This is a genomic window from Aliishimia ponticola, from assembly GCF_004803475.1.
GTDB classification, from domain to species: domain Bacteria; phylum Pseudomonadota; class Alphaproteobacteria; order Rhodobacterales; family Rhodobacteraceae; genus Aliishimia; species Aliishimia ponticola.
On sequence record NZ_SRKY01000001.1, the window covers coordinates 773,434 to 794,181 of the forward strand.

The following is a 20,748-nucleotide window of genomic DNA, read 5'->3' on the forward strand; positions in this document are numbered from 1 at the left end:
GATTGCTTTGGCTGCGGCACGGGGGTAAACCGCATACGACAGTATTCCAGCGGAGTTATCCCCCATGTCCCAAACCCGGACCGAAACCGACAGCTTTGGCCCGCTTGAGGTTCCTGCCGACAAGTATTGGGGCGCGCAAACGCAGCGCTCGATCATGAATTTCCCGATCGGCTGGGAAAAGCAGCCCGTGGCCATCGTGCGCGCGCTTGGCGTCATCAAGAAAGCCTGCGCAATGCAGAACAAGGCGCAAGGCGGGCTGGACGCGAAACTGGCCGACGCCATCATCGAAGCGGCGGGCGAAGTCATCGACGGCAAACTGGATGACAACTTCCCGCTGGTGGTTTGGCAGACCGGGTCCGGCACCCAGTCCAACATGAACGCCAACGAAGTGATCGCGAACCGCGCCATTGAAATTCTGGGCGGCACTATCGGCTCTAAGGATCCGGTACACCCGAACGATCACTGCAATATGGGGCAATCCTCCAACGACACCTTCCCCACGGCAATGCATATCGCCACCGCGATGACGGCGCGCGATGTGCTGCTGCCGGGGCTGGAAAAGCTGCATGCCGCGCTTGAGAAGAAAGTCGCGGAGTTCGACGGCATCATCAAGATCGGGCGCACCCACACACAGGACGCGACGCCCCTGACGCTGAGCCAGGAATTCTCCGGCTATACGCATCAGGTTGCGATGGGAATCCAGCGCGTGAAGGATGCGCTTGGCCGGATCTATGAATTGGCGCAAGGCGGCACGGCCGTTGGCACCGGTCTGAACACGAAGCCGGGCTGGGATGTGGCGGTTGCCGGGCATATGGCCGACATCACCGGCCTGCCCTTCGTCACCGCGCCCAACAAGTTCGAAGCCCTGGCCGCCCATGACGCGATGGTCGAAATCTCTGGCTCGCTCAAGACCGTTGCGGCGAGTCTTTTCAAGATCGCCAATGACATTCGGCTGCTCGGCTCTGGCCCGCGCTGCGGTCTGGGCGAGCTGATCCTGCCGGAAAATGAGCCGGGATCTTCGATCATGCCGGGCAAGGTGAACCCGACCCAATGCGAAGCGCTGACGCAGGTGTGTGCCCATGTGATGGGTAACGACGCGGCGGTGGGCTTTGCCGGCTCGCAGGGCCATTTCGAACTGAACGTCTATAAGCCGATGATGGCCTATAACGTATTGCAATCCATGCAGCTTCTGGGCGACGCGGCCTCTGCCTTTACCGACAACCTGATGGAGGGTCTGCGCGCGGACGAGACCCGGATCGACAAGCTGATGCGCGAGTCGCTGATGCTGGTGACCGCGCTGGCCCCCGAAATCGGCTATGACAATGCGACCAAGGTTGCCAAGACGGCGCATAAGAACGGCACCACGCTGATCGAAGAAGCGGTCAAGCTGGGCTTTGTCACCGAAGAGCGGTTCAAGGAAGTCGTGCGTCCCGAAAACATGGTCGGGCCGAAGTGACGGTCGTCAATCTCAACAAGGCCCGCAAGGCCAAGGCTCGGGCGCAAGAGCGCGCCCGGGCCGACGAAAACGCGGTGAAATTCGGACGCAGCAAGGCTGAGAAGACCGCCGCGAAAACTGTCGCCAGCAAGGCCGAGAAAGACCTTGATGGCCATAAGCGCGACAGATGACGGCACGGCCCGTCAAACATTCCCTGACATTGCGCGGGCACCGCACCTCGGTCTCGCTTGAGGAGCCGTTCTGGCAGGCCTTTCGCGATATCGCGCGCGAAGACGGCAAGGCGCTGAATGAACTCGCCGCCGAGATCGACGAACGCCGGGGAACCGATGCCGGGCTCGCCTCTGCCATCCGGGTGTTCGTGCTGGACCGGGTAAGGCAGCGTTAACCCAAACGCGGCAACACTTGTCACATGATCACGAAAAAGCACCCGATCGCATCGCCTGATGCCTATATGACGGATCTGTTCAGCTCACGCATTGCCTGCGAGGGCGGGATCGTGCGGCGGCGCTGGCGCGACATCGAACGCTATGTGGGACGGGATCAGTTTATCGCCGAACTGCACCGCCGCGGTTTCCGCGCGATCGAGAATGCGGGCCATGTGGTGATTTTCTGCAATCGCGATCCCATCACAGCAATCGCGTAGCGGTTTGCGACACGCAAACCGACAGGAAACCGGCGCGGTTTCCTGCCCCGTTTCCCAAAATGCGCGAGCCGGTGTTCCGCACCGGAAAACCGCCGGAAGCCGCGCCGGCTTCCGGCCACGGTGCCTTTACGCAGAGGCGCGGTAGATCTTGTCGATATTCGACCCAATCGCTGCCGCGAATTCGTCATCGCTCATCTGTTGTAGCAGACCTTCGGTCAGCGCACGGCTGAACGAGGCGATCATCTTGCCGTTTTGCGACAGCAGGCTGCAGGCCTCATCCGTCGAATAACCGCCCGACAGCGCCACGACACGCAGAACGCGCGGATGGTCCGCAAGCACATCGAAGAAATTCGCTTCAGACGGAAGCGTCAGCTTCAGCATCACCGTCTGATCGTCGCTCAGGCCGTCAAGTTCGGCGAGGATCGCATCGCGCATGATCGCCTCGGCTTCGGCCTTGGTCGCGGATTTGATCGACACTTCCGGCTCAACGATCGGGACAAGACCCGCCGCGCAGACCTGCCGCGCCACGTCGAACTGTTGCGCTACCACGGCCTTGATGCCCGCTTCATTCGCTTCGTGGATGACCGACCGTTCCTTGGTGCCGAAAATCCCCATGCCCGCTGCGCGTTTGAGAACGTCGTCCAGACCCGGCATCGGCTTCATCAGTTGCACGCCGTCCGCTTCGTCCTGCAACCCTTTGTCGATCTTCAGGAAGGGTACGATCTGCTTTTCGCCCCACAGGAATTCCGCCACGGGTGTGCCATTGATCTTTTCGTTCAGCGTCCGCTCGAACAGGATCGCGCCGATCACCTTCTGATTGGTGAAATCGGGCGCAAGGATAATCCGCGCGCGCATGTTCTGGATCTCCGCGAACATCTCTTCTTCAGAGCCATAGCCCGCCGCGTCCACGCCATAGAGCGCCAGCGCCTTCGGGGTCGAGCCCCCGGATTGGTCAAGCGCGGCGATAAAGCCTTTGCCGGTTTCCATTTGCGCGCGCATTGCCGCGAGATCAGCCATAACGTATCCCCTGATTCCTAACTTTCGTTCGTCTTAATCCATGCCTGACGGCGATGGTACATGTTAGCGGCGGACAAGACGCAGGCGAATGCCATCCCGGCTGCGGACTGTCAGGTGCGCAACGGGAACGGGAACGTCCAGCGGCTCCACCCGCAGCCGTTTGAGGATATGGGCCAGCAGCAATGGCCCCTCGACCATGGCGAACCCCGCTCCGGGGCAGACACGCGCCCCGGCCGAAAACGGGATATACGCATCGCGCGGGCAGGCTTGCGCAGCCTTGCCCCCCCATCGGCCCGGATCGAACCCATCGGGATTGTCCCATAGCTGGGTGTGGCGGTGCAGATGCCATGGGCTGATCACGATCTGACTGCCTTTCGGAACCTGCCGATTGCGGAACTGTTCGGGGCATTGGGTCTCGCGCACCATCATCGGGACCGGCGGATAAAGCCGCAGCGCCTCGCGGAACACATCGCGCGCCACACGCAGCTTGGACACCGCAGCGAAATCGGCCCTGCCACCCTGCAGCGCCTCTTGCGCCTCTTGCGCCACGCGCGCTTGCCAATCGGGATGCTCTGCCAGCAGGTAGAGGCTCCATGCCAGTGCCGAGGCCGAGGTTTCATGCCCGGCAAGAAAGAAAATGGCCACCTGATCGACCATCTCCTGCGGTGTGAAACTGTCGCCGTTCACCGGATCAACCGTCGTCATGATCTTGGTGGCCAGATCATCCGGCGCGGTTCCCTCGCGGATATCCGCCGCGCGCGCGTCGGTCAGCCGCGTGATCAGCAACCGAATTCGGGCGGCACTGGCCCGCGTATCCTTGCGAAACAGCCGCGGCAACCAGCGCGGCAGCGGAACGAAGGCCGCGATATTCAGGATCGGCTGGCTGCGTTGATAGCGGCGAAATTCCTCGAACACGTCGCGCGCCAATTCATGTTCGATGGGGATCGAAAAGAGCGTGCGAAAGATCACGTCGGCAGCGGCATGGCTGGCTTGCTCCTCGATCTCGACCGCCGCGCCCGCGCGGGCCTCCAGCCGCGTCGCGCAAGCCTGCGCGGCCTCCCAAATGGCGGGAAACGTCTCGCGCAGGCGGCCGCCCTCGAAGGCGGGATCGATAATGCGCCGCTGACGTTCCCACGCCGCGCCATTGGTCAGGAAGACGGACTCGCCCAGAAGTGGCCGCAGCCCTTCGGCGATCCGGTTGGATTTCGGGAAATCCTTGGGGCGCTCTTTCAGCACGCGGCGCACCAGATCGGGTTGGTTCACCAGATAAGACCGGAAGAACGGCGTGCGAAATTCGGCCATCCACGCGCGATATAGCCGCTCTGGCTGCGCCGACAGGATATCCTGCCGAAACAGGCGCGCATATCGCCACAGCGACACCCGGTCGGGGCGGCTTGGCGGTTTTGGCGGCACTCGGGGCGAGGTCATGGGCCGACCGATGTGAACTTGTTCACCGGCGTCACGATCCGCGACTTCGACGGCGCACGCCCCGCATAGCGCGCCGCAAGGCTGAGCGGTCCGGCAGTGATCTGGAAATAGTCGTAATCCTTAGGGCGGTCGAAGGCGCAAAGATACTGGAAATGCAGCCGAAAGAACCGCCGCCGCAACCGCTTCCATGTGTCCGGTGACAGGGTCTGGGTGAAGGCCGCCGAAAAGACCAATGGCCAGCGGGTGCCCGGTACAGCCACGCCCGAAACGGCGACCGGATCACATAGGGCAAAGGCGCAACCATCGCCCGGCGCGCTGACATCCACCCATGTCACGTCTTCCGACACCGAGAGCGCCTGCAAATCACGCCGTAGCCCCTGCGCCCGCGGCAGGAAGGATACCATCGGCACCACCTGCCCCAATGTCAGAAACCCGAGCCTGCGCCCCGCTGGCACCTGCCCCTGCGCGATGAGATCGGCCAGGATCGACGCGCCCAGATGCGCGCCCGAGGAATGGCCCACCACCAGAACCTCGTCATAATCTTCTGTCAGCGCCGCTGCGATCTTGTCGCGAAACGCGTCCAGCCGCGCGGACAGTTGCGGCGGAGTCTCCCCCCGCAACCCGGCGGAAAAGGCATAGTCATGCATCAGGTAATAGGCAAAAATCCGGCCATCGCGCGCCTTGAACCAGCGCATCAGCCGCAACGCCGCCGCCGCCCCCGCGCCCAGCCCGGCCAGCCGGTGCAGCACCGGATCCCCGGCAAGGCTGTCATTGCGGACATAGCCAAATCCCCATGTGATCAGCGCGTAGACGGCCCAAGCCAGCAGCCCTGCCAACAGCGCCTGCCCCAACAGCATCGCCACCGGGTAGAGCGCCGCGATGATCGGCCCCTTGCGCAGCCGCATCAGCCGCCACAGCGCGCCGGTCGAGATATAAATCCACGCGGTCCGAATGAGTTGTCCGTAAGTGGCCGGGATCGAATCCGGCATACTGGCCTGTACGATGTCGGACCAGACCAGCACGTCGATCTCGCTGCGCACCTCTGCGCCGTCGATCTGCGCTTGCACGCCCCAGCCGAACCCGTCCGGCGGCACCTCACGCGGCACAAGGGCAAGATCATAGCCGCTGATACGCGCCTGCGCTTCCCCTTCGCTGCGATAAAGCTCGCGGTAGCGGCGGGGCGGCATAGGATCGTAGCCGGGGATGTAGAACACCCGGCGCCGTGTGACAGTTTGGTTTTCGGGGGCGCTGCTCATGCCTTCTCCGTATACCCGGTAAGGTTAACAACGATTTTCGGCCAAAGTAAGGCCAGCCGCGCCTCGATTGGATCAGCCGAAATTGGCCAGTGCCGGGAATTTCTCCAGCAGCCACCAGGAGAAGCTGGTGAACGCGCCCGTGACCAGGGCCAAACCGACCAGAATCAGCAGGACACCCATTATCTTTTCGATCAGGCCCATATGCCGTTTGAGCCGGTTCATCACACCCATTGCGCGGCTCATGAACATGGCCGCCAGCAGAAACGGAATGCCCAAGCCCGCCGCGTAAATCCCCAAGAGAACTGTGCCGCGCGCCACCGACGCTTCGGATGCTGCAAGGGTCAGGATCGCGCCAAGCTGCGGGCCGATGCAGGGCGTCCAGCCAAAGGCAAAGGCCAGCCCCAGCAAATAGGCGCCGAACGCATTGCCACCGCGATCGCCGGCGTCGATCCGCGCCTCCTGATCCAGAAACGGGATGCGAAAGATCGACAGGAAGTGCAGGCCAAAGACGATCACGACGACGCCGGAAATCTGCGCGAACAGTTCCTGATTGCGCAGGAAGAACGCCCCGAAGGCCGACGCGGTGAAGCCCAGGAACAGGAACACCGTCGACAGCCCCAGAACGAAGAACAGCGCGGTCAGGATGGTCTTGCGCCGCGCCGCGCCCGCCTCGGACATCTCGCCGACAGTCACGCCAGACATATAGGCCAGATAGGGCGGCACGATCGGCAGAACACAGGGGCTGAGAAAGCTGATCACACCGGCCAGCAGCGCCACGAACATGGAGGGCGCAAGCCCCGCGTCGATGAGATCAATTCCGAACATGAAACCGACTTATGTCAAGCGGGCGCCCGCGTCACGGGGTCAGGTGGTCACATCCCTGTGGACAGCCTGAAACATGGTGCCTATCTGAGGGGGTATGAGCCATTCCGAACTCGACGCCACCGGGCTGAAATGCCCCCTGCCCGTGCTGAAAGCCCGCAAGCGGCTGCAGCCGCTCGCCTCCGGTGACAGCCTGACTGTGCTGACGGACGATCCCGCCGCGATCATCGACATCCCGCATTTCTGCCATGAGGCCGGGCATGAGCTGGTCGAGGCGGCCAGCACCGACACTGTGGCGCGCTGGGTGATCCGCAAGGGCTGAGCCGCACGCCCCCCTGGCCCGCGTCACACGCATATCTCACACCCGGTCACCTGCGTTTGAGAACATGTTAGCGCCGTTTTCCTCCAGATACCGCTAGGCCTAAGGCACGGCAATTTTGCCCAAGGTCCAATAAGGAGGAAACCATGAAACATAACCCAGGCAGTCGCATGCGTTCGCTGGCACTATCGGCAACGGGTGCGGCACTGATTGCAAGTTCTGCGGCCGCAGTTCCTATTGATGTGACGATCACCAACACCCAACCGGGCGGCGGGCTGTACCTAACGCCGCTTTTGTCGATCTTCCATGACGGCAGCTTTGACACTTTCGACGCGGGCAGTTCCGCCAGCGCGGGGGTGGAGCTTTTGGCAGAAGAAGGCTCGCCCGCGGGCGTCATCGCGGATGTGGAGGCCGCGAACACCGCGAATGGCACCTCCCACACGACGGCGGTTCTGGCCAATCCGGCAGGTTTCGCTGGCGCGCCCGTTCTGGACCCCGGCGAAAGCACGACGATCACTGTCGATCTCGACCCAACTTCGCACCGCTATTTCAGCTTCCTGTCCATGGTGATCCCGTCCAACGATACTTTCATCGGCAATGACGATTCCATGGCCTACGAACTGTTTGACGCCATGGGCGGGTTTTCCGCCCTGTCCGACATCACCGTGACAGCGGGCGACGCATGGGATGCCGGGACCGAAGCGGATGACGGAAACGGGGCCGCCTTTGCTCCGCCCACTGCGACGGGTGCCACCGACACGGCCGATCCGATTGCCGCGCTGGCCGATCTGGATTTCCTGATTGGCCGTCCGCAGGCGCCCGGTGGCACTGTCGGCTCTGCCAGCGGGGTTCTGGCCACGATCTCCTTCGCGGAGGTCGCCCCAGTTCCGCTCCCGGCGAGCTTTCCGCTGCTGGCGTTGGGCGTTGCCGGGCTTGGTATGATCCGCCGCCGTCAAAACCGCTAAGACAGGCCCCCAAAACGCGAAACGCCCCGGCACTCTACCGGGGCGTTTTTGATTCAAGATCTGTCGGCGGTTACTTGGAGCCGAGCGACCACCAACCGCGCCGCTTGGGCTTGGCAGAGGCTTCGGCCTCCGGCTCCGCCGCGACGGGTTCTGGCTGCGGCTCTGGCGCGGAGGCGACTTCGACCTCTGCCGCCGGGGTTTCCGCAACGGGTTCCACGACCGGTTCGGGCGCGGCGTCTGCTGGGGCTTCCGCCACCGGGTCAGCCACAGCCTCGACTGCCATGGTCTCTGCGGCGACAGGCTCTTTCTTCTTGGCCCGCGAGCGTGTGGTCCGCGCCGGTTTCTTTGGCTTTTCCTCTGCCGCAGCTTCGGCGACAGGCTCTTGCGTCACGGTTTCAGGCTGCACATCGGCATCGGGCTGCGCCTCTGCCTGGCTTGCGCCATCCGCACCGGGATTTGCCGCTGGCGCATCCGCTTTTGCCGTTTCAGCTGCGGTCTTTGACTTGGAGCGGGACGACCGCGTGGACCGTGTCCGCTTCTTCGGCTTCTCTTCGGCATCAGGCTCTGCGTCGGCTGTTGGTTCCGCTTCCGCATCCGCATCGGATTTGGCCGCAGCGCCATCTTTCGCGGCGTCATCGCTGTCGGCTTTGGCATCGCTGTCAGGCGCGGCTTCCGCCTCGGACCCGTCGGACCCGTTCTCATTGCCCTCTGCGTCTGAGGACGACGATTTCCGCCGACGACGACGGCGACGGCGGCGCTTGGGCTTCGCCTCTCCATCTTCGCCGGTCTCGCCACGCGCATCATTGGTGCTGGGCGCTTCATCCGCGTCCGCCTCGGCCTCTGTCTCTTCGTCGAGCCCTTCCATGATCGTCGCATCCGCCGACACGACGGGCGCTTCGGCTTCGGGCACGGTGCGCGTTGCGGTCTTGAACTTCTCAAGCGTGAAGTCAGGGCTGATCAGCCTTGGATCGCCCTCGACCCGCACGGACAGGCCGTAGCGCGCTTCGATCTGGGCGATATGTTCGCGCTTGGAGTTCATCAGGAAGTTCGCGATCCCGACCGGGCACGTCACCAGAACTTCGCGCGACCGACGCCGCGTGCCTTCTTCTTCGATCTGACGCAGGATCGACAAGGCCATGCTGTCATCCGACCGGATCAGACCAGTCCCATGGCAAGACGGGCATGGCTGCGTGGAGGCTTCCAACATACCGGGCCGCAGACGCTGACGAGACATTTCCATCAGGCCAAAGCCCGAAATCCGCCCAACCTGAATCCGCGCGCGGTCGGTTTTCAGCTTGTCCTTCAGACGTTTTTCCACGGCCGAGTTGTTCTTGCGCTCGTCCATGTCGATGAAGTCGATGACGATCAGACCAGCAAGGTCACGCAGACGCAATTGGCGCGCCACCTCATCGGCGGCCTCAAGGTTGGTCTTGAGCGCAGTTTCCTCGATCGAGCCTTCTTTGGTCGCCCGGCCAGAGTTCACATCGATTGCCACCAGCGCTTCGGTCACGCCAATCACGATATACCCGCCGGATTTCAACTGAACCGTCGGATTGAACATCGCCGCCAGATAGCTTTCCACCTGATAGCGCGCAAAAAGCGGCAGGCTGTCTTCATACCGTTTCACGTTCTTGGCGTGGGACGGCATGATCATCTTCATGAAGTCCTTGGCGATACGGTAGCCGCGCTCGCCCTCCACGAAGACCTCGTCGATTTCACGGTTATAAAGATCGCGGATCGACCGTTTGATCAGGTCGCCCTCTTCATAGATTTTCGCCGGCGCGATGGATTTCAGCGTCAGCTCGCGGATTTGTTCCCACAGGCGTTGCAGATACTCATAGTCGCGCTTGATCTCGGCCTTGGTGCGCTTGGCCCCGGCGGTCCGAACAATCAGACCCGCGCCTTGCGGCACTTCGATCTCGTTCGCGATCTCCTTGAGCTTCTTGCGGTCGGCGGCATTGGTGATCTTGCGCGAGATGCCACCGCCACGGGCGGTGTTCGGCATCAGCACGCAGTAGCGGCCTGCCAGCGACAGATAGGTGGTCAGCGCCGCGCCCTTGTTGCCGCGCTCTTCCTTGACGACCTGCACCAGCAGGATCTGGCGAACCTTGATGACTTCCTGAATCTTGTACCGGCGCGGACGCGGTTTGCGGGCCGGACGAATGTCTTCGCTGTCATCCTCTTCGGCCACGGATTCGATGCTGTCATCGCGCGCCGATGCGTCGGCGGCGGCTTGATCGTCTTCGCCGTTATCCGCGTGGTCATCCTCGTCGGATGTTTCTGCCTCTGCGGCGGTTTCGTCCGCAGGTGCCGCATCCGCAGCCGCAGCATCCTCGGCAACAGTCGTATCGGACGAAGCCTCGTCAGATTGGGTGTCCTCGGACTGGGCCTCATCCGCCGCCGGTGTATCCACCGGGGTTTCCTTGACCGTATCCATATGGGTGCCAACCGCGTCACCGTCATCGCCGCCATCATCGAGGTCGATGGTTTGCATCCCCTCGATCTCTTGCGAAGCGACATCGGCCTTAGCGACCGCATCGGTATCCTTCGCCTTGGCCGCTTTGGACCGGCTGCGCGAACGCGATTTGCGTTTGGGCTTGGTTTCTTCTTCTTCGTCCCGCGCGCGCTGCGCTTCGGCATAGGCGCGCTCTTCCTCCATCAACGCCTCACGGTCGGCGACGGGGATTTGATAATAGTCGGGATGAATTTCCGAGAACGCCAGGAACCCGTGCCGGTTTCCACCATAGTCCACGAAGGCCGCCTGAAGCGACGGCTCCACACGGGTGACTTTAGCGAGATATATGTTTCCGGCTAGTTGGCGTTTGTTTTCTGATTCAAAGTCGAATTCCTCGACCTTGTTTCCGTCCACCACCACGACGCGGGTTTCTTCCGCGTGGGTGGCATCGATAAGCATCTTCTTTGCCATTTATTTCCATTGCGCGCGCGCAGCCGTGCCGCGCCCGGAGGGGCGGCCGATCTGGGAACGTGTCTTGTCTGAGCGATAGCTGACGCGCGGCAGAAAAGGCCCTTAGGGCCGTCTGCTGGGAATACTGCACTCCTCACGCGCGTCATCGCGGTTCTTCTCCGAGGCAAGGCGACCTTGCCCCCATTTGTTTGCCTCAGAACCCCTCGGGGCCTTCCGGCGTCTCGTGGCCCGTGGTGTGTCACCGGGGCCCAATCGGTCTGTTCTGGTCCTGCAGGACAACCCGCGCGAATCCGAAACAGCGAAACTCTCTGTAGGGGGACGCAATACTGCGACCTCCCTTCCATCTAATTAAAGTGTTTCGGCGGCAAATGACAATGGGCAATGTTTGCGGCGCTGCCCGGCGCTATATCGCGGCCATTGCCGGGGGTGCCCCTGGCACAAGCGGCAACGCCCTTTTGCGCGCTTTTGGCCACCAACGCGCCCGGCCCTTGGCACCATGGCTTGACAGGCGCGGCGGTGCCGATCACGGTCCGGGCAAGCAAACAGACCAAGAATTCAAGGAGTTTCTGTAACTATGTCCCGAACGATCGCCCTGCTGGTTGCAGCCGGCCTGACCCTCGCCGCGTGCGATGAAGCCACGATGCAACAGGTATCCGAGGACGCCGTGATCCGGCGCGGCAATGCGTCCTGCATCGCGGCGGTAGAGGCCCAGACCGGCCTGCCCGGCGCAACGCTGAGCGACGCCGCCGTGATTTTGGAGGTCAATCAGATCCTCGTCAACGCGGGCGATGGCGGGCGCTGGTCCTGCTTTACCAATGAAGAAGGACAGGCTGTCTCGTTGATCAAGCGCGCCTGATCGCGGGCCGCTTTCCTTCCTTAAAGAACGCCCAGTTTCCGCATCGCATGGTCGAGACTGGGCACCACATGCTGGCCAAGTTCCGGCAATGGCACGTCCGGTGCGCGCAAATCCGGTATCTGAAAAGACACGCAACCCGCCGCCATGGCCGAAGCGATCCCCTTGTCGCTATCCTCAAAGGCGGCGCAGGCCGTGGGCGCGACCCCCAGTTTTTGCGCTGTCTCCGCATAGGGCGCGGGATGCGGCTTGTTTTGCGACACCTCATCGCCTGCGGTGACATGATCGAAAAAGCCCGACAGACCGGCGACCTCAAGATGATGGCGCGCGACCTTGCCCCGTGTTGATGTCACAACCGCCATGGGACGCCCGGTGGCGCGCGCGGCCTCCAGGCTTTCGCGCACCATGGGGCGCAGCGGGATACCATCGGCCAGCCGCGCCTTCAGATGGGTGTACCACGTGTCATAGAAGGCCGCCGGATCAAGCCGGTCACCAAGAAACGCTTCCAGCCGCGCCTGCGTATGCGTGCTGCTGGACCCCACGAGCGTCAGAAAGAAGCCCTCGGTCTCGGCGCGGGAAAAGCCAAACGGATCCAGCAGGTCCACCGCCAGTTCCATGAACACCCGTTCTGTGTCCAAAAGCAGACCATCCATGTCAAACAAGAACGCGTCGATCCGATCCAGCATAACCACCTGCCCTTTGTGCCGTCAGCCCGTGTGTTTCACGGCGCAGGCCACAAGGCAATCGCAGGCCATCGGTCAGACGGTCACATCGCATGTCAGCGGGTTACAGCCCTGCCCCGGCCTTAATCGTCCAGTTCGCACAAGCCAGCCGACAGGCAGGTGGCAACGAAATAGCAGGACGTCGCGAACCCATCGAGCGTACAGCCACAGGCCTGAAACGGATTGGGCCAACATGCGCGTTCCAACCCGCCAAGCGCGATCAGACTAAGACGCGCAAGGTCGGAATCGCGGCGCATTTCCTCTTTCGCGGATTTCACCAGCTTGAAGCGGGCCACGTCCTGTGTGCGGGGGAGTTGCGCGGACAGGGTATCGCCGGGCGCGGCCTCTTGCGCGGCAAGCGGTGCAGATAGTGACGTGACTGCGCAGATCGTAATAGCCTTTAGAATGCGTTTCATGACGCTCTCCTTAAAAATAGATGCTCAAAAAAGTGCCTCTATTCCGCCAGAAAATGCGGCAAAAATCCACTAAAGGTTGTATCTTCGCGCAAACAGGCCAGAAACCGCACAGTCACAAGCGCGGTTTCCAGCGTCTTTTGGGTTTACAGGTAGTCTGACCGTTGCAGGCCGTATTTGGCCATTTTCTCGTTCAAGGTCCGGCGCGGCAGGCACAGCTCTTCCATCACCGAAGAGATCGACCCCTTGTGGCGGCGCATCGTATTGTCGATCAGCATCCGTTCAAAGGCTTCGACATATTCCTTCAAAGGCTTGCCTTCGGTCGTCATCACGGGCTGCATTTCCTCGTGATCGGACATCAGCAGCGACGCAATCGTACCCGACCCGCGCCGTTCCTGCAGAACCGCGCGTTCAGCCACGTTGATCAGTTGGCGCACATTGCCCGGCCACGGGGCCTGCAACAATTGTGCCGCTTCTTGCGCAGAGACTTTGGGCGCCTCGCAGCCATATTCATCGGCGAATTGTTCGGACAGCCGGGTGAACAGCGTCAGAATATCCTCGCCCCGCTGGCGCAGCGGTGGCACCGTGATGCGCAGCGCGGCCATGCGATAGAACAGGTCGGGCCGCAGCGCGTCTTCGCTGGTCCGGCCTTCGTCCTGCATGTTACAAATCGCGACGATCCGCGTCTCTGCCGGGGTGCCCTGATCGTTGATCGCGCTCAGAAGGCGGGCTTGCAGCGCCTCGCTCAGCGCCTCCACGTCTTCCAGAACCAATGTGCCGCCGCGCGCTTCTTCGATCGCGGGCAGTTGCGCGTCTTCGGGCAACATCGGCCCAAAGAGCCGCTTGCTCAGCTGTGCCTCATCCAGCGCCGAACAGGACAGCAGCACGAACTTCTTGCCCGCCCGGCTGCCCACCGCATGCAGCGCATGGGCCACCAATGTCTTGCCGGTCCCGGTTTCACCGTCGATCAGTACATGGCCATCCGCCTGCCCCAGATCGAGGATGTCTTCGCGCAGACGTTCCATCACCGGCGAATTGCCGATGAGCTTTTTCATCATCTGCCCGCCATCGCTGAGTTCCCGGCGCAGCGCACGGTTATCCATGATCAACCGGCGGGCCAGCGTGGCCTTCTTCGCCAGTTCCGACATCCGGTCCGGGTTGAACGGTTTTTCAAGAAAGTCGAACGCGCCCACGCGCATCGCTTCCACCGCCATGGGCACATCACCGTGGCCGGTAATCATGATGACCGGCAGCGCGCTGTCATTGCCCATCAGCTTCTTGAGAAACTGCATCCCGTCCATGCCGGGCATCTTGATGTCGGAAATCACGATCCCCGGATAATCGGGCCCCAATTTCTTGAGAGCATCCTCTGCGCTGGCAAAGGTCTCCGTGTCGTATCCTGACAAGGCCAGCCACTGGCTGATCGATTGCCGCATGTCGCGTTCATCATCCACGATGGCGATCTTCATTGCCTGAGCCATAGTTTTACTCCGCCGCCTCTACTTCGCCCTGGCCGGGTGTTTCCGCCAGGATCGGTAATTGCATTTCGAACACCGCACCACCGCGCTGCCCGTTTCTGGCCGTCAACCGGCCGCCAAGCTCGTTCACGATGCCGGACGAAATCGCCAGCCCAAGCCCGATCCCGTCGCCGGGTTGCTTGGTCGTGTAGAACGGCTCGAAAAGCGTGTCCTTGTCCTCGATGCCCGGCCCATTGTCGCGAATGGTCAATGTGGCTGTCTCGCCCGCGGCCAAGATGATGTCGATGCGCGGATCATCCACCGATTTGGTGGCGTCGATCGCATTGCGCAAGAGGTTGATCATCACCTGTTCGATCCGCAGCCGGTCGCCCATCACCTCGACCCGCCGCTTGGGCAGGTTGCGCGTGATTTGCACATGGCGCTGGCGCAACTGCGGCTCCATCATCGCCAAAGAGGCGGCCAAAGCCTCCTGCATGCAAACCGGGCTCAGGTCTTCCTGCCCCTTGCGGGCATAGGATTTGAGCTGCCGCGTGATCGCGCCCATCCGTTCGATCAGGTCGTCGATCCGGCCAAAGGCGGACAGGGCTTCATCCGGGCGATTGCGCGTCAACAGCAGCCGCGCGCCCGCCAGATAGGTCTTCATCGCGGCCAAAGGCTGGTTCAACTCGTGGCTCACCGCTGCGGACATCTCCCCCAGCGCGGCCAGCTTGCTTGACTGTTCCAGCGTCTGTTCCGCCATGGCCAGGTTTTCCTGCACCCGCACCCGTTCCGCGATCTCGCGCTGCAATTGCGCATTCAGCGCCCGCAATTCCGACGATTCCCGCTGGAACAGCGCCACACGCAAGGCCGAACGCCGCGACAACATGTAGAAGGCCAGCGCCAGCAGGATGGCAAAGCCCATGATTTCCAACGCCAAAACGCCGTTCACCCGCTCTCTGATAGAGGCATAGGTGGTAAAGGACACCATGCGCCAGCCGCGGAACGGCACGGGTTTCTCCAGCCGGATCACCGCCTCGCCCTGCAAATAGGCATCCGCGGGCAGCGCGCTCCAATCGGTTGTGGCGCGGATGGCCCGCAAAATCGCGTTCTGGGGGGTGTCGTCCACCAACGCCTCGGTCTCGGACTTGCCGCGCCAGCGTGGTTCGGTGGACAGGATCACGATGCCCTGGCTGTCCGTCACCATGATCGCCTCGGAGATCCCCGCCCAGGCGCGCTGGAACTTGGCAAGATCGACCTCGACCAGAATGACGCCCAGCGTATCCCCGCCCGACGTCACCCGCCGCGAATAGACAAAGGCATAGCCCGCCGATTCCAGCGGCTGCACCGTGAAGATCGTCGCCGTGTTGCGGATTGCATCCACGAAATACTGCTCCGACCGGTGTTGGCTGCCGATCCGGTTGCGATCCGTCGCCGCCACCGTGCGCCCATCCTTGTCCAGCAGCATCAGCGACGCCGCGCCGATCTCTTCTACGAAGGAAATCAGCCGCTGCGTCGACAAGCTGTGATCACCGGTAACAAGCGCTTCGATCAGCGATGGGTCGCGCGCCAGCAATTGCGGAACGATCCGGTTCTGACGCAGCTCCGCCATCAGGTTCCCGGAATTGAGCGCCAGTTGAAGCTCGGCGGCATTGCGCGTCGTTTCGGTAAAGCGATCCGTCAGCAGCCGATTTGTGACCCAAACCGTCAGCCCGGCCAAGACCAGCAGCAGCGCCAGCGCCGCTCGCACGCGCCACGAAACCGTGCGCCCTTCGCCAAGATCGGATGTCCCCATCATGCCCACAGATTACGGCGCAGGCGCGGTCTGCTCAAGTGACGCAGGTCACGCCGGGGTCAAAGCCCCCACGCATGCGCGAAAGAGCGCCGCTCCATCCGTGCCACCATGGCCGATATCCGCCGCCCGCTCCGGGTGCGGCATCATACCCAACACGCGGCGGTTGTGGCTCAGGATGCCTGCGATATCGCCGCGCGAGCCATTGGGGTTGTCCTCATAGGTGAAGGCGATGCGATTCTCGCCCTCAAGCTGCGCCAGCGTCTCGTCATCGGCATAGTAATTGCCGTCGTGATGCGCGATCGGAAACCCGACCACATCGCCCGCATTATACCCTTCGGTAAAAATGCTGTCCGAGGTCTGCACCTTCAACGGCACGGTCTTGCAGATATATTTCAGCCCCGCATTGCGCAGCAGCGCGCCGGGCAGCAAACCCGTTTCGGTCAACACCTGAAAGCCGTTACAAATCCCCAGCACATAGCCGCCCCGCTCCGCATGGGCCTTGAGGTCGCGCGTGATCGGAGAATTCGCCGCAATCGCACCACAGCGCAGGTAATCGCCATAAGAAAACCCGCCCGGCACGCCGACGATGTCGATCCCGTCCGGCAAGCTTGTCTCCTTGTGCCAGACCATCGTCACATCCGCCCCCGCCGCTTCAAAGGCCACGACCAGATCGCGGTCACAATTGGAACCGGGGAAAACAAGCACGGCAGCTTTCATGACGATCACCCTTTTCTTTTCAAGCCGAACGCAAACCAGAAGAGGTTACGCGGCGACGCAATTTTTGAATTGAGAGACCTGCGCCTTCGACGCCCCGCCGACCTTGGACAGGCCGCCGATCTCTTCCGGAGTTAAGAACTTGTAGATGTCACCCTTCAGGCCCGCCGCGATCCAGCACGGCTCGATCTTGGCCGGGTCGACACGCGTCGAAGACGCGAGATCGGCAGTCGCCATACCTTCACTCTCCGAACATGCCCCCAAAAGCGCAACAGCGCAAAAAGGGGTCAGAAACAAACGGCTTATCCCTGTCGTCACGTCCCAGTCCCCATTTCGCACGCATCTCTCACGCAAAGGCCGCACCGGCGTCAGCCCATCTCGATCGCGTAGCTTTCGATCACCGTATTGGCGAGAAGCTTTTCGCACATCTCTTTGACAGTCGCTTCCGTCGCGCCCTCGGCCAGGTCCAACTCGATCACCTTGCCCTGACGCACCCCGTTCACACCCTCGAACCCCAAGGCCCCCAGCGCATGACGCACCGCTTCCCCCTGCGGGTCCAGAACGCCCTTCTTCAACATCACATGCACCCGAGCTTTCATCGCGCTCCGCTCTCCTGCTTCATTGTTCCCCAAATACTCAAAAGCCCCGACCGCATCCTCAATTGATGAGCGTGGGCTTGGTGAACTGACCGGCATTCTTCGGCATCACGCCAAGCCGCGTCGCCACTTCCGTATAGGCATCGGTCAACGAGCCCAGATCGCGCCGGAACACATCCTTGTCCAGCTTGCGCCCGGTCTCGATATCCCAAAGGCGGCAACTATCCGGGCTGATCTCATCGGCCACGATCAGCCGCACGAAATCGCCCTCATAGAACCGGCCGATCTCGATCTTGAAATCCACCAGGCGAATACCAACCGCCATCATGATGCCGGACAAAAAGTCGTTTACCCGCAGCGCAAGGCTCACGATGTCGTCCATATCCTGCTGGCTGGCCCAGCCGAAGGCGGCGATATGCTCTTCGGTGACAAGCGGATCGCCCAACTCGTCATTCTTGTAGCAATATTCCACGATCGGACGCGGCAATTGCGTGCCCTCGTCGATCCCCAGCCGCTTCGACATCGAACCCGCCGCATAGTTGCGCACGATGATTTCGAGCGGAATGATCTCGCAAGAGCGCACCAGTTGCTCACGCATGTTCAGCCGCTTGATGAAATGCGTCGGCACACCGATCTGGTTGAGCCCGGACATGAAGAATTCGCTCAGACGGTTGTTCAACACGCCCTTGCCCTCGATCACGTCCTTCTTTTCCGCGTTAAAGGCGGTGGCGTCGTCCTTGAAATACTGAACGATCGTTCCCGGCTCGGGCCCTTCATAGAGGATCTTCGCCTTGCCTTCGTAAATTTTCTTGCGCCGGGCCATGCAATTCCTTTCGACTGCACCGGTGGCACATTTGGCCCCCGGGTGGCGATCTCATACGCCAAGGGGCATGTCGTCGCAAGCCGTTGCACACTGCCTTCTCTCTTGCGCCCGCGCCCTGACCATCGCATATCGGATAGGACGGAAACTTCTGACGGGTGGATAACACCATGAGCACCTTCGACGATCGCGAGAACGCCTTCGAGAACAAATACGCGCATGACGCGGAAATGCAGTTCAAGGCGGAGGCACGGCGCAACAAGCTTCTGGGCCTGTGGGCTGCTGCAATTTTGGGCAAAACCGGGGATGACGCCGATGCCTATGCCAAGGAAGTCGTGAAATCCGACTTCGAGGAAGCCGGCCACGAAGACGTCTATCGCAAAGTCTCCGGCGATTTGGGCGACAAGGCGGACGAGGCGACGATCCGCGCCAAGATGAACGAACTGATGGCAGAGGCGAAAGCCCAGATCATGTCGGAAGTTTCCTAAAAACTTCTGAAATTTTACATCAGATTTCTCGGCGGGAGCGCCCTTCGCGCTCCTTGCCGCACCAAGCCTAAACACTTGGTCAACTTCCCCGCTCTACCCTGCCCCCCTGTAATTCGTGTTTCGGGGTGGGTAGTGGCTTTTTCAACGATCTGGCAAATGTTGTGGCGCGTCGCGCGTCAGGCCGCCCCGCTGGGGGTTGCGGCGATCTGCGTCGCGGTGCTGTGGCCGCAGGTGCAGGAACAGGATATCGACGCCTTGGCTGCCGCATGGAATGCGATCGGTCCGGCGCAATGGGGTCTGGCGGTTCTTTTTACCGCCACCAGCTTTTTCGCGGTGGGCCAATACGACGTCATCGCCCATCGTCACCTTGATACCGGACTATCCGCCGCACGGGCCCGTGGCAGCGGCATCACCGCGATTGCACTGTCGCAAACCGTAGGATTCGGGCTGATCACCGCCACACTCGCGCGTTGGCGCCTGCTGAATGGATTCGGCCCGGGCGTGGCGGCCATGGTGACAGGCTTCGTCTCCCTGACCTTTCTCGCGGCGATGGTGGCCATCACCGCCCTGACATGCCTGTTGATGCCGATGCCTGCGGGGTTTGGCCTTGCCTCGGGCCTGGTACTGGCCGCCGTTGCAGCCATCGCCGCCGTTTCCCTCAGGTTTCCGGTCCTGCGCCTGCGCAACAGATCGCTCAATCTTCCCAGCCTGCGGGTCATGTGCGCCGCCAGCGGCTGGGCCTTCATCGATATGGCCGCCGCGGCTATTGCGCTCTGGATTCTGGTTCCGGATTTCGCGCGCCCGGACCTGGCGGCGTTTCTGCCGGTATTCTTTCTGGCGCTAAGCGCGGGGCTTTTGTCCGGCGCTCCGGCAGGCGCTGGCCCGTTTGAGCTGGTCTTGCTGGCGCTGACCGCCACCGCGTTGCCCGCGCAAACCGATATCGCCGCGCTTCTCGTCGCGGTTCTGGGCTTCCGCCTTGTCTATTACGCTGTACCTGCGGTGCTTGCGGCCTTGCTGCTGATCTTTCGCCCGGCGCAGGATCAACGCTGGCGCGACCCGCTGCCCCCCTCTGTGGATCTTGCCCCGCGCGCGGAGACCAATGTGATCCGCCAAACGAATGGGACCATCGAACGTTTGGGTGGCACCCATGCCGCTGTATGGACCACGGGGCAGTCGCTGGTCGCGATGTTTGACCCGTTTGCGCATCCCGATGGGCTGTTCTTTTTGCATTTGCAGCAGCGCGCACAGGATCGGAACCGTTATGCGATGATCTACAAGACCTCCGCCCGCGCGGCAGCGGTGGCAAAACGCGCCGGTTGGCGCTGCCTCCATCTGGCGGATGACGCCGTGATCCAGACAGAGGGGTACAGCCTTTCCGTGCCGGAGCGCGCCAATCTGCGCCGCAAGTTGCGCAAGGCCGATAAGGCGGGCGTAACGATCCGGTTTGCCCGGCCCTATGACGCCCCCGCGCTGGCGCAGGTGGATGCCGATTGGTGCGCCCATGTCGGTGCCGCGCGCGGCGGAACGATGGGCCGGTATTGCCCGGCCTATCTTGCAAGCCAGAAAATCCTTGTCGCCGAGGCACATGGCACTCTCATCGCCTATGTCACCCTGCAAACGGCGCAAACGAATTGGGCGCTGGATTTGATGCGCCATGTGGATGACATGCCCGATGGCACCATGCACGCGCTGGTCCACGCCGCCATCCTTTATGCGCAGTCACTTGGGGTCTCGTCCGTGAACCTCGCCTCCGTGCCCGCCTGTCCGAACCCGCATAGCGCGGTGTGGCGTTTCATATCCTTCAAGGGGGTGGAGCTGTTCAAAACCGGCGGGCTGCGGCAGTTCAAATCCAGCTTCGCGCCGGACTGGGCCCCGCGCTATATCGCCGCCCCATCCCGCATCGCCTTGGTCATCGGCATTCTGGACATCGCGCGCGAAGTGTTCTGGCCCGCGCCCATCGTTTCGATCAGCGGCGATGACTTGAATACGGCTCATGACAATCTTGACGATTATGAGGTTGCCTCTCAGGCCGTCGCGTGACAGGTGCGGAAAGTTATTCTG

General features: G+C 62.0%; 22 protein-coding genes. 9 read left to right on the forward strand and 13 right to left on the reverse strand.

Annotated features, from left to right (window positions below; genetic code table 11):
- Nucleotides 1–64: 64 nt before the first annotated feature.
- From fumC to E4Z66_RS03710, 4 genes are read left to right on the forward strand one after another with little or no spacing between them, the layout of a single operon-like run.
- A complete protein-coding gene (gene fumC / locus E4Z66_RS03695; RefSeq protein ID WP_136461575.1) occupies nucleotides 65–1,456 on the forward strand; it encodes a class II fumarate hydratase in 1,392 nt (463 codons plus the stop codon).
- Nucleotides 1,453–1,626 (forward strand): DUF4169 family protein, encoded by a 174-nt coding sequence (locus E4Z66_RS03700; RefSeq protein ID WP_136461576.1) that lies wholly within the window; start codon nucleotides 1,453–1,455, stop codon nucleotides 1,624–1,626. Before fumC ends, E4Z66_RS03700 begins: the two co-directional genes overlap by 4 nt.
- Nucleotides 1,623–1,841: a ribbon-helix-helix domain-containing protein gene (locus E4Z66_RS03705; protein WP_136461577.1), complete on the forward strand. Its 219-nt coding sequence runs from the start codon at nucleotides 1,623–1,625 to the stop codon at nucleotides 1,839–1,841. The genes E4Z66_RS03700 and E4Z66_RS03705 overlap by 4 nt, the downstream gene beginning before the upstream one ends.
- Nucleotides 1,842–1,865: 24 nt before the next feature.
- Complete coding sequence (locus tag E4Z66_RS03710) at nucleotides 1,866–2,099, forward strand: N-(5'-phosphoribosyl)anthranilate isomerase (RefSeq protein ID WP_136461578.1); 234 nt, start codon at nucleotides 1,866–1,868, stop codon at nucleotides 2,097–2,099.
- Nucleotides 2,100–2,225: 126 nt separating this feature from the next.
- On the opposite strand, the gene E4Z66_RS03715 is transcribed toward E4Z66_RS03710, so the two are convergent.
- The 4 genes from E4Z66_RS03715 to E4Z66_RS03730 form a co-directional block, all read right to left on the reverse strand.
- On the reverse strand, nucleotides 2,226–3,116 hold the full coding sequence (locus tag E4Z66_RS03715; RefSeq protein ID WP_136461579.1) for a fructose bisphosphate aldolase: 891 nt from the start codon (nucleotides 3,114–3,116) through the stop codon (nucleotides 2,226–2,228).
- Nucleotides 3,117–3,179: 63 nt separating this feature from the next.
- Nucleotides 3,180–4,544: a cytochrome P450 gene (locus E4Z66_RS03720; RefSeq protein WP_136461580.1), complete on the reverse strand. Its 1,365-nt coding sequence runs from the start codon at nucleotides 4,542–4,544 to the stop codon at nucleotides 3,180–3,182.
- Nucleotides 4,541–5,800 carry a hypothetical protein gene (locus E4Z66_RS03725; protein ID WP_136461581.1) on the reverse strand — a complete coding sequence of 420 codons (1,260 nt, stop codon included), beginning with the start codon at nucleotides 5,798–5,800 and terminating at the stop codon, nucleotides 4,541–4,543. The genes E4Z66_RS03720 and E4Z66_RS03725 overlap by 4 nt, the downstream gene beginning before the upstream one ends.
- A gap of 72 nt (nucleotides 5,801–5,872) precedes the next feature.
- Complete coding sequence (locus E4Z66_RS03730; protein ID WP_136461582.1) at nucleotides 5,873–6,625, reverse strand: cytochrome c biogenesis CcdA family protein; 753 nt, start codon at nucleotides 6,623–6,625, stop codon at nucleotides 5,873–5,875.
- 94 nt (nucleotides 6,626–6,719) lie between these two features.
- On the opposite strand from E4Z66_RS03730, the gene E4Z66_RS03735 reads away from it, so the two are divergent.
- Entirely contained in the window at nucleotides 6,720–6,944 is a 225-nt protein-coding gene (locus E4Z66_RS03735) for a sulfurtransferase TusA family protein (RefSeq protein WP_136461583.1), read from the forward strand.
- Nucleotides 6,945–7,087: 143 nt separating this feature from the next.
- Nucleotides 7,088–7,906 (forward strand): spondin domain-containing protein, encoded by an 819-nt coding sequence (locus E4Z66_RS03740; protein WP_136461584.1) that lies wholly within the window; start codon nucleotides 7,088–7,090, stop codon nucleotides 7,904–7,906.
- A gap of 70 nt (nucleotides 7,907–7,976) precedes the next feature.
- On the opposite strand, the gene E4Z66_RS03745 is transcribed toward E4Z66_RS03740, so the two are convergent.
- Nucleotides 7,977–10,832: an Rne/Rng family ribonuclease gene (locus E4Z66_RS03745; protein ID WP_136461585.1), complete on the reverse strand. Its 2,856-nt coding sequence runs from the start codon at nucleotides 10,830–10,832 to the stop codon at nucleotides 7,977–7,979.
- A gap of 574 nt (nucleotides 10,833–11,406) precedes the next feature.
- On the opposite strand from E4Z66_RS03745, the gene E4Z66_RS03750 reads away from it, so the two are divergent.
- Nucleotides 11,407–11,688, forward strand: coding sequence for a hypothetical protein (locus E4Z66_RS03750; protein ID WP_136461586.1), 282 nt, complete (start codon nucleotides 11,407–11,409; stop codon nucleotides 11,686–11,688).
- 20 nt (nucleotides 11,689–11,708) lie between these two features.
- Here E4Z66_RS03750 and E4Z66_RS03755 read toward each other — a convergent pair whose 3' ends face one another.
- The 8 genes from E4Z66_RS03755 to purC form a co-directional block, all read right to left on the reverse strand.
- A complete protein-coding gene (locus E4Z66_RS03755) occupies nucleotides 11,709–12,371 on the reverse strand; it encodes an HAD family hydrolase (protein ID WP_136461587.1) in 663 nt (220 codons plus the stop codon).
- A gap of 119 nt (nucleotides 12,372–12,490) precedes the next feature.
- Nucleotides 12,491–12,823, reverse strand: a complete 333-nt coding sequence (locus tag E4Z66_RS03760) for a hypothetical protein (protein WP_136461588.1) — start codon at nucleotides 12,821–12,823, stop codon at nucleotides 12,491–12,493.
- Between the two features lie 143 nt (nucleotides 12,824–12,966).
- Nucleotides 12,967–14,301, reverse strand: coding sequence for a sigma-54-dependent transcriptional regulator (locus tag E4Z66_RS03765; protein WP_136461589.1), 1,335 nt, complete (start codon nucleotides 14,299–14,301; stop codon nucleotides 12,967–12,969).
- A gap of 4 nt (nucleotides 14,302–14,305) precedes the next feature.
- Nucleotides 14,306–16,072, reverse strand: a complete 1,767-nt coding sequence (locus E4Z66_RS03770; RefSeq protein ID WP_136461590.1) for a sensor histidine kinase — start codon at nucleotides 16,070–16,072, stop codon at nucleotides 14,306–14,308.
- A 45-nt stretch (nucleotides 16,073–16,117) separates the two neighbouring features.
- Nucleotides 16,118–16,786 carry a phosphoribosylformylglycinamidine synthase subunit PurQ gene (gene purQ / locus E4Z66_RS03775; protein WP_136461591.1) on the reverse strand — a complete coding sequence of 223 codons (669 nt, stop codon included), beginning with the start codon at nucleotides 16,784–16,786 and terminating at the stop codon, nucleotides 16,118–16,120.
- 45 nt (nucleotides 16,787–16,831) lie between these two features.
- The gene (locus tag E4Z66_RS03780; RefSeq protein ID WP_136461592.1) at nucleotides 16,832–17,020 is read right to left on the reverse strand and encodes a hypothetical protein; all 189 of its coding nucleotides are present in this window, start codon (nucleotides 17,018–17,020) and stop codon (nucleotides 16,832–16,834) included.
- 131 nt (nucleotides 17,021–17,151) lie between these two features.
- Nucleotides 17,152–17,382 carry a phosphoribosylformylglycinamidine synthase subunit PurS gene (gene purS / locus E4Z66_RS03785; RefSeq protein ID WP_136461593.1) on the reverse strand — a complete coding sequence of 77 codons (231 nt, stop codon included), beginning with the start codon at nucleotides 17,380–17,382 and terminating at the stop codon, nucleotides 17,152–17,154.
- Between the two features lie 58 nt (nucleotides 17,383–17,440).
- The gene (purC, locus tag E4Z66_RS03790) at nucleotides 17,441–18,202 is read right to left on the reverse strand and encodes a phosphoribosylaminoimidazolesuccinocarboxamide synthase (RefSeq protein WP_136461594.1); all 762 of its coding nucleotides are present in this window, start codon (nucleotides 18,200–18,202) and stop codon (nucleotides 17,441–17,443) included.
- A gap of 167 nt (nucleotides 18,203–18,369) precedes the next feature.
- Between purC and E4Z66_RS03795 the strand changes: the two genes are divergently transcribed.
- Both E4Z66_RS03795 and E4Z66_RS03800 read left to right on the forward strand, forming a co-directional pair.
- Nucleotides 18,370–18,687 carry a DUF1476 domain-containing protein gene (locus tag E4Z66_RS03795; RefSeq protein WP_136461595.1) on the forward strand — a complete coding sequence of 106 codons (318 nt, stop codon included), beginning with the start codon at nucleotides 18,370–18,372 and terminating at the stop codon, nucleotides 18,685–18,687.
- 156 nt (nucleotides 18,688–18,843) lie between these two features.
- Entirely contained in the window at nucleotides 18,844–20,727 is a 1,884-nt protein-coding gene (locus tag E4Z66_RS03800; protein ID WP_136461596.1) for a phosphatidylglycerol lysyltransferase domain-containing protein, read from the forward strand.
- The last annotated feature ends 21 nt before the right edge of the window (nucleotides 20,728–20,748 follow it).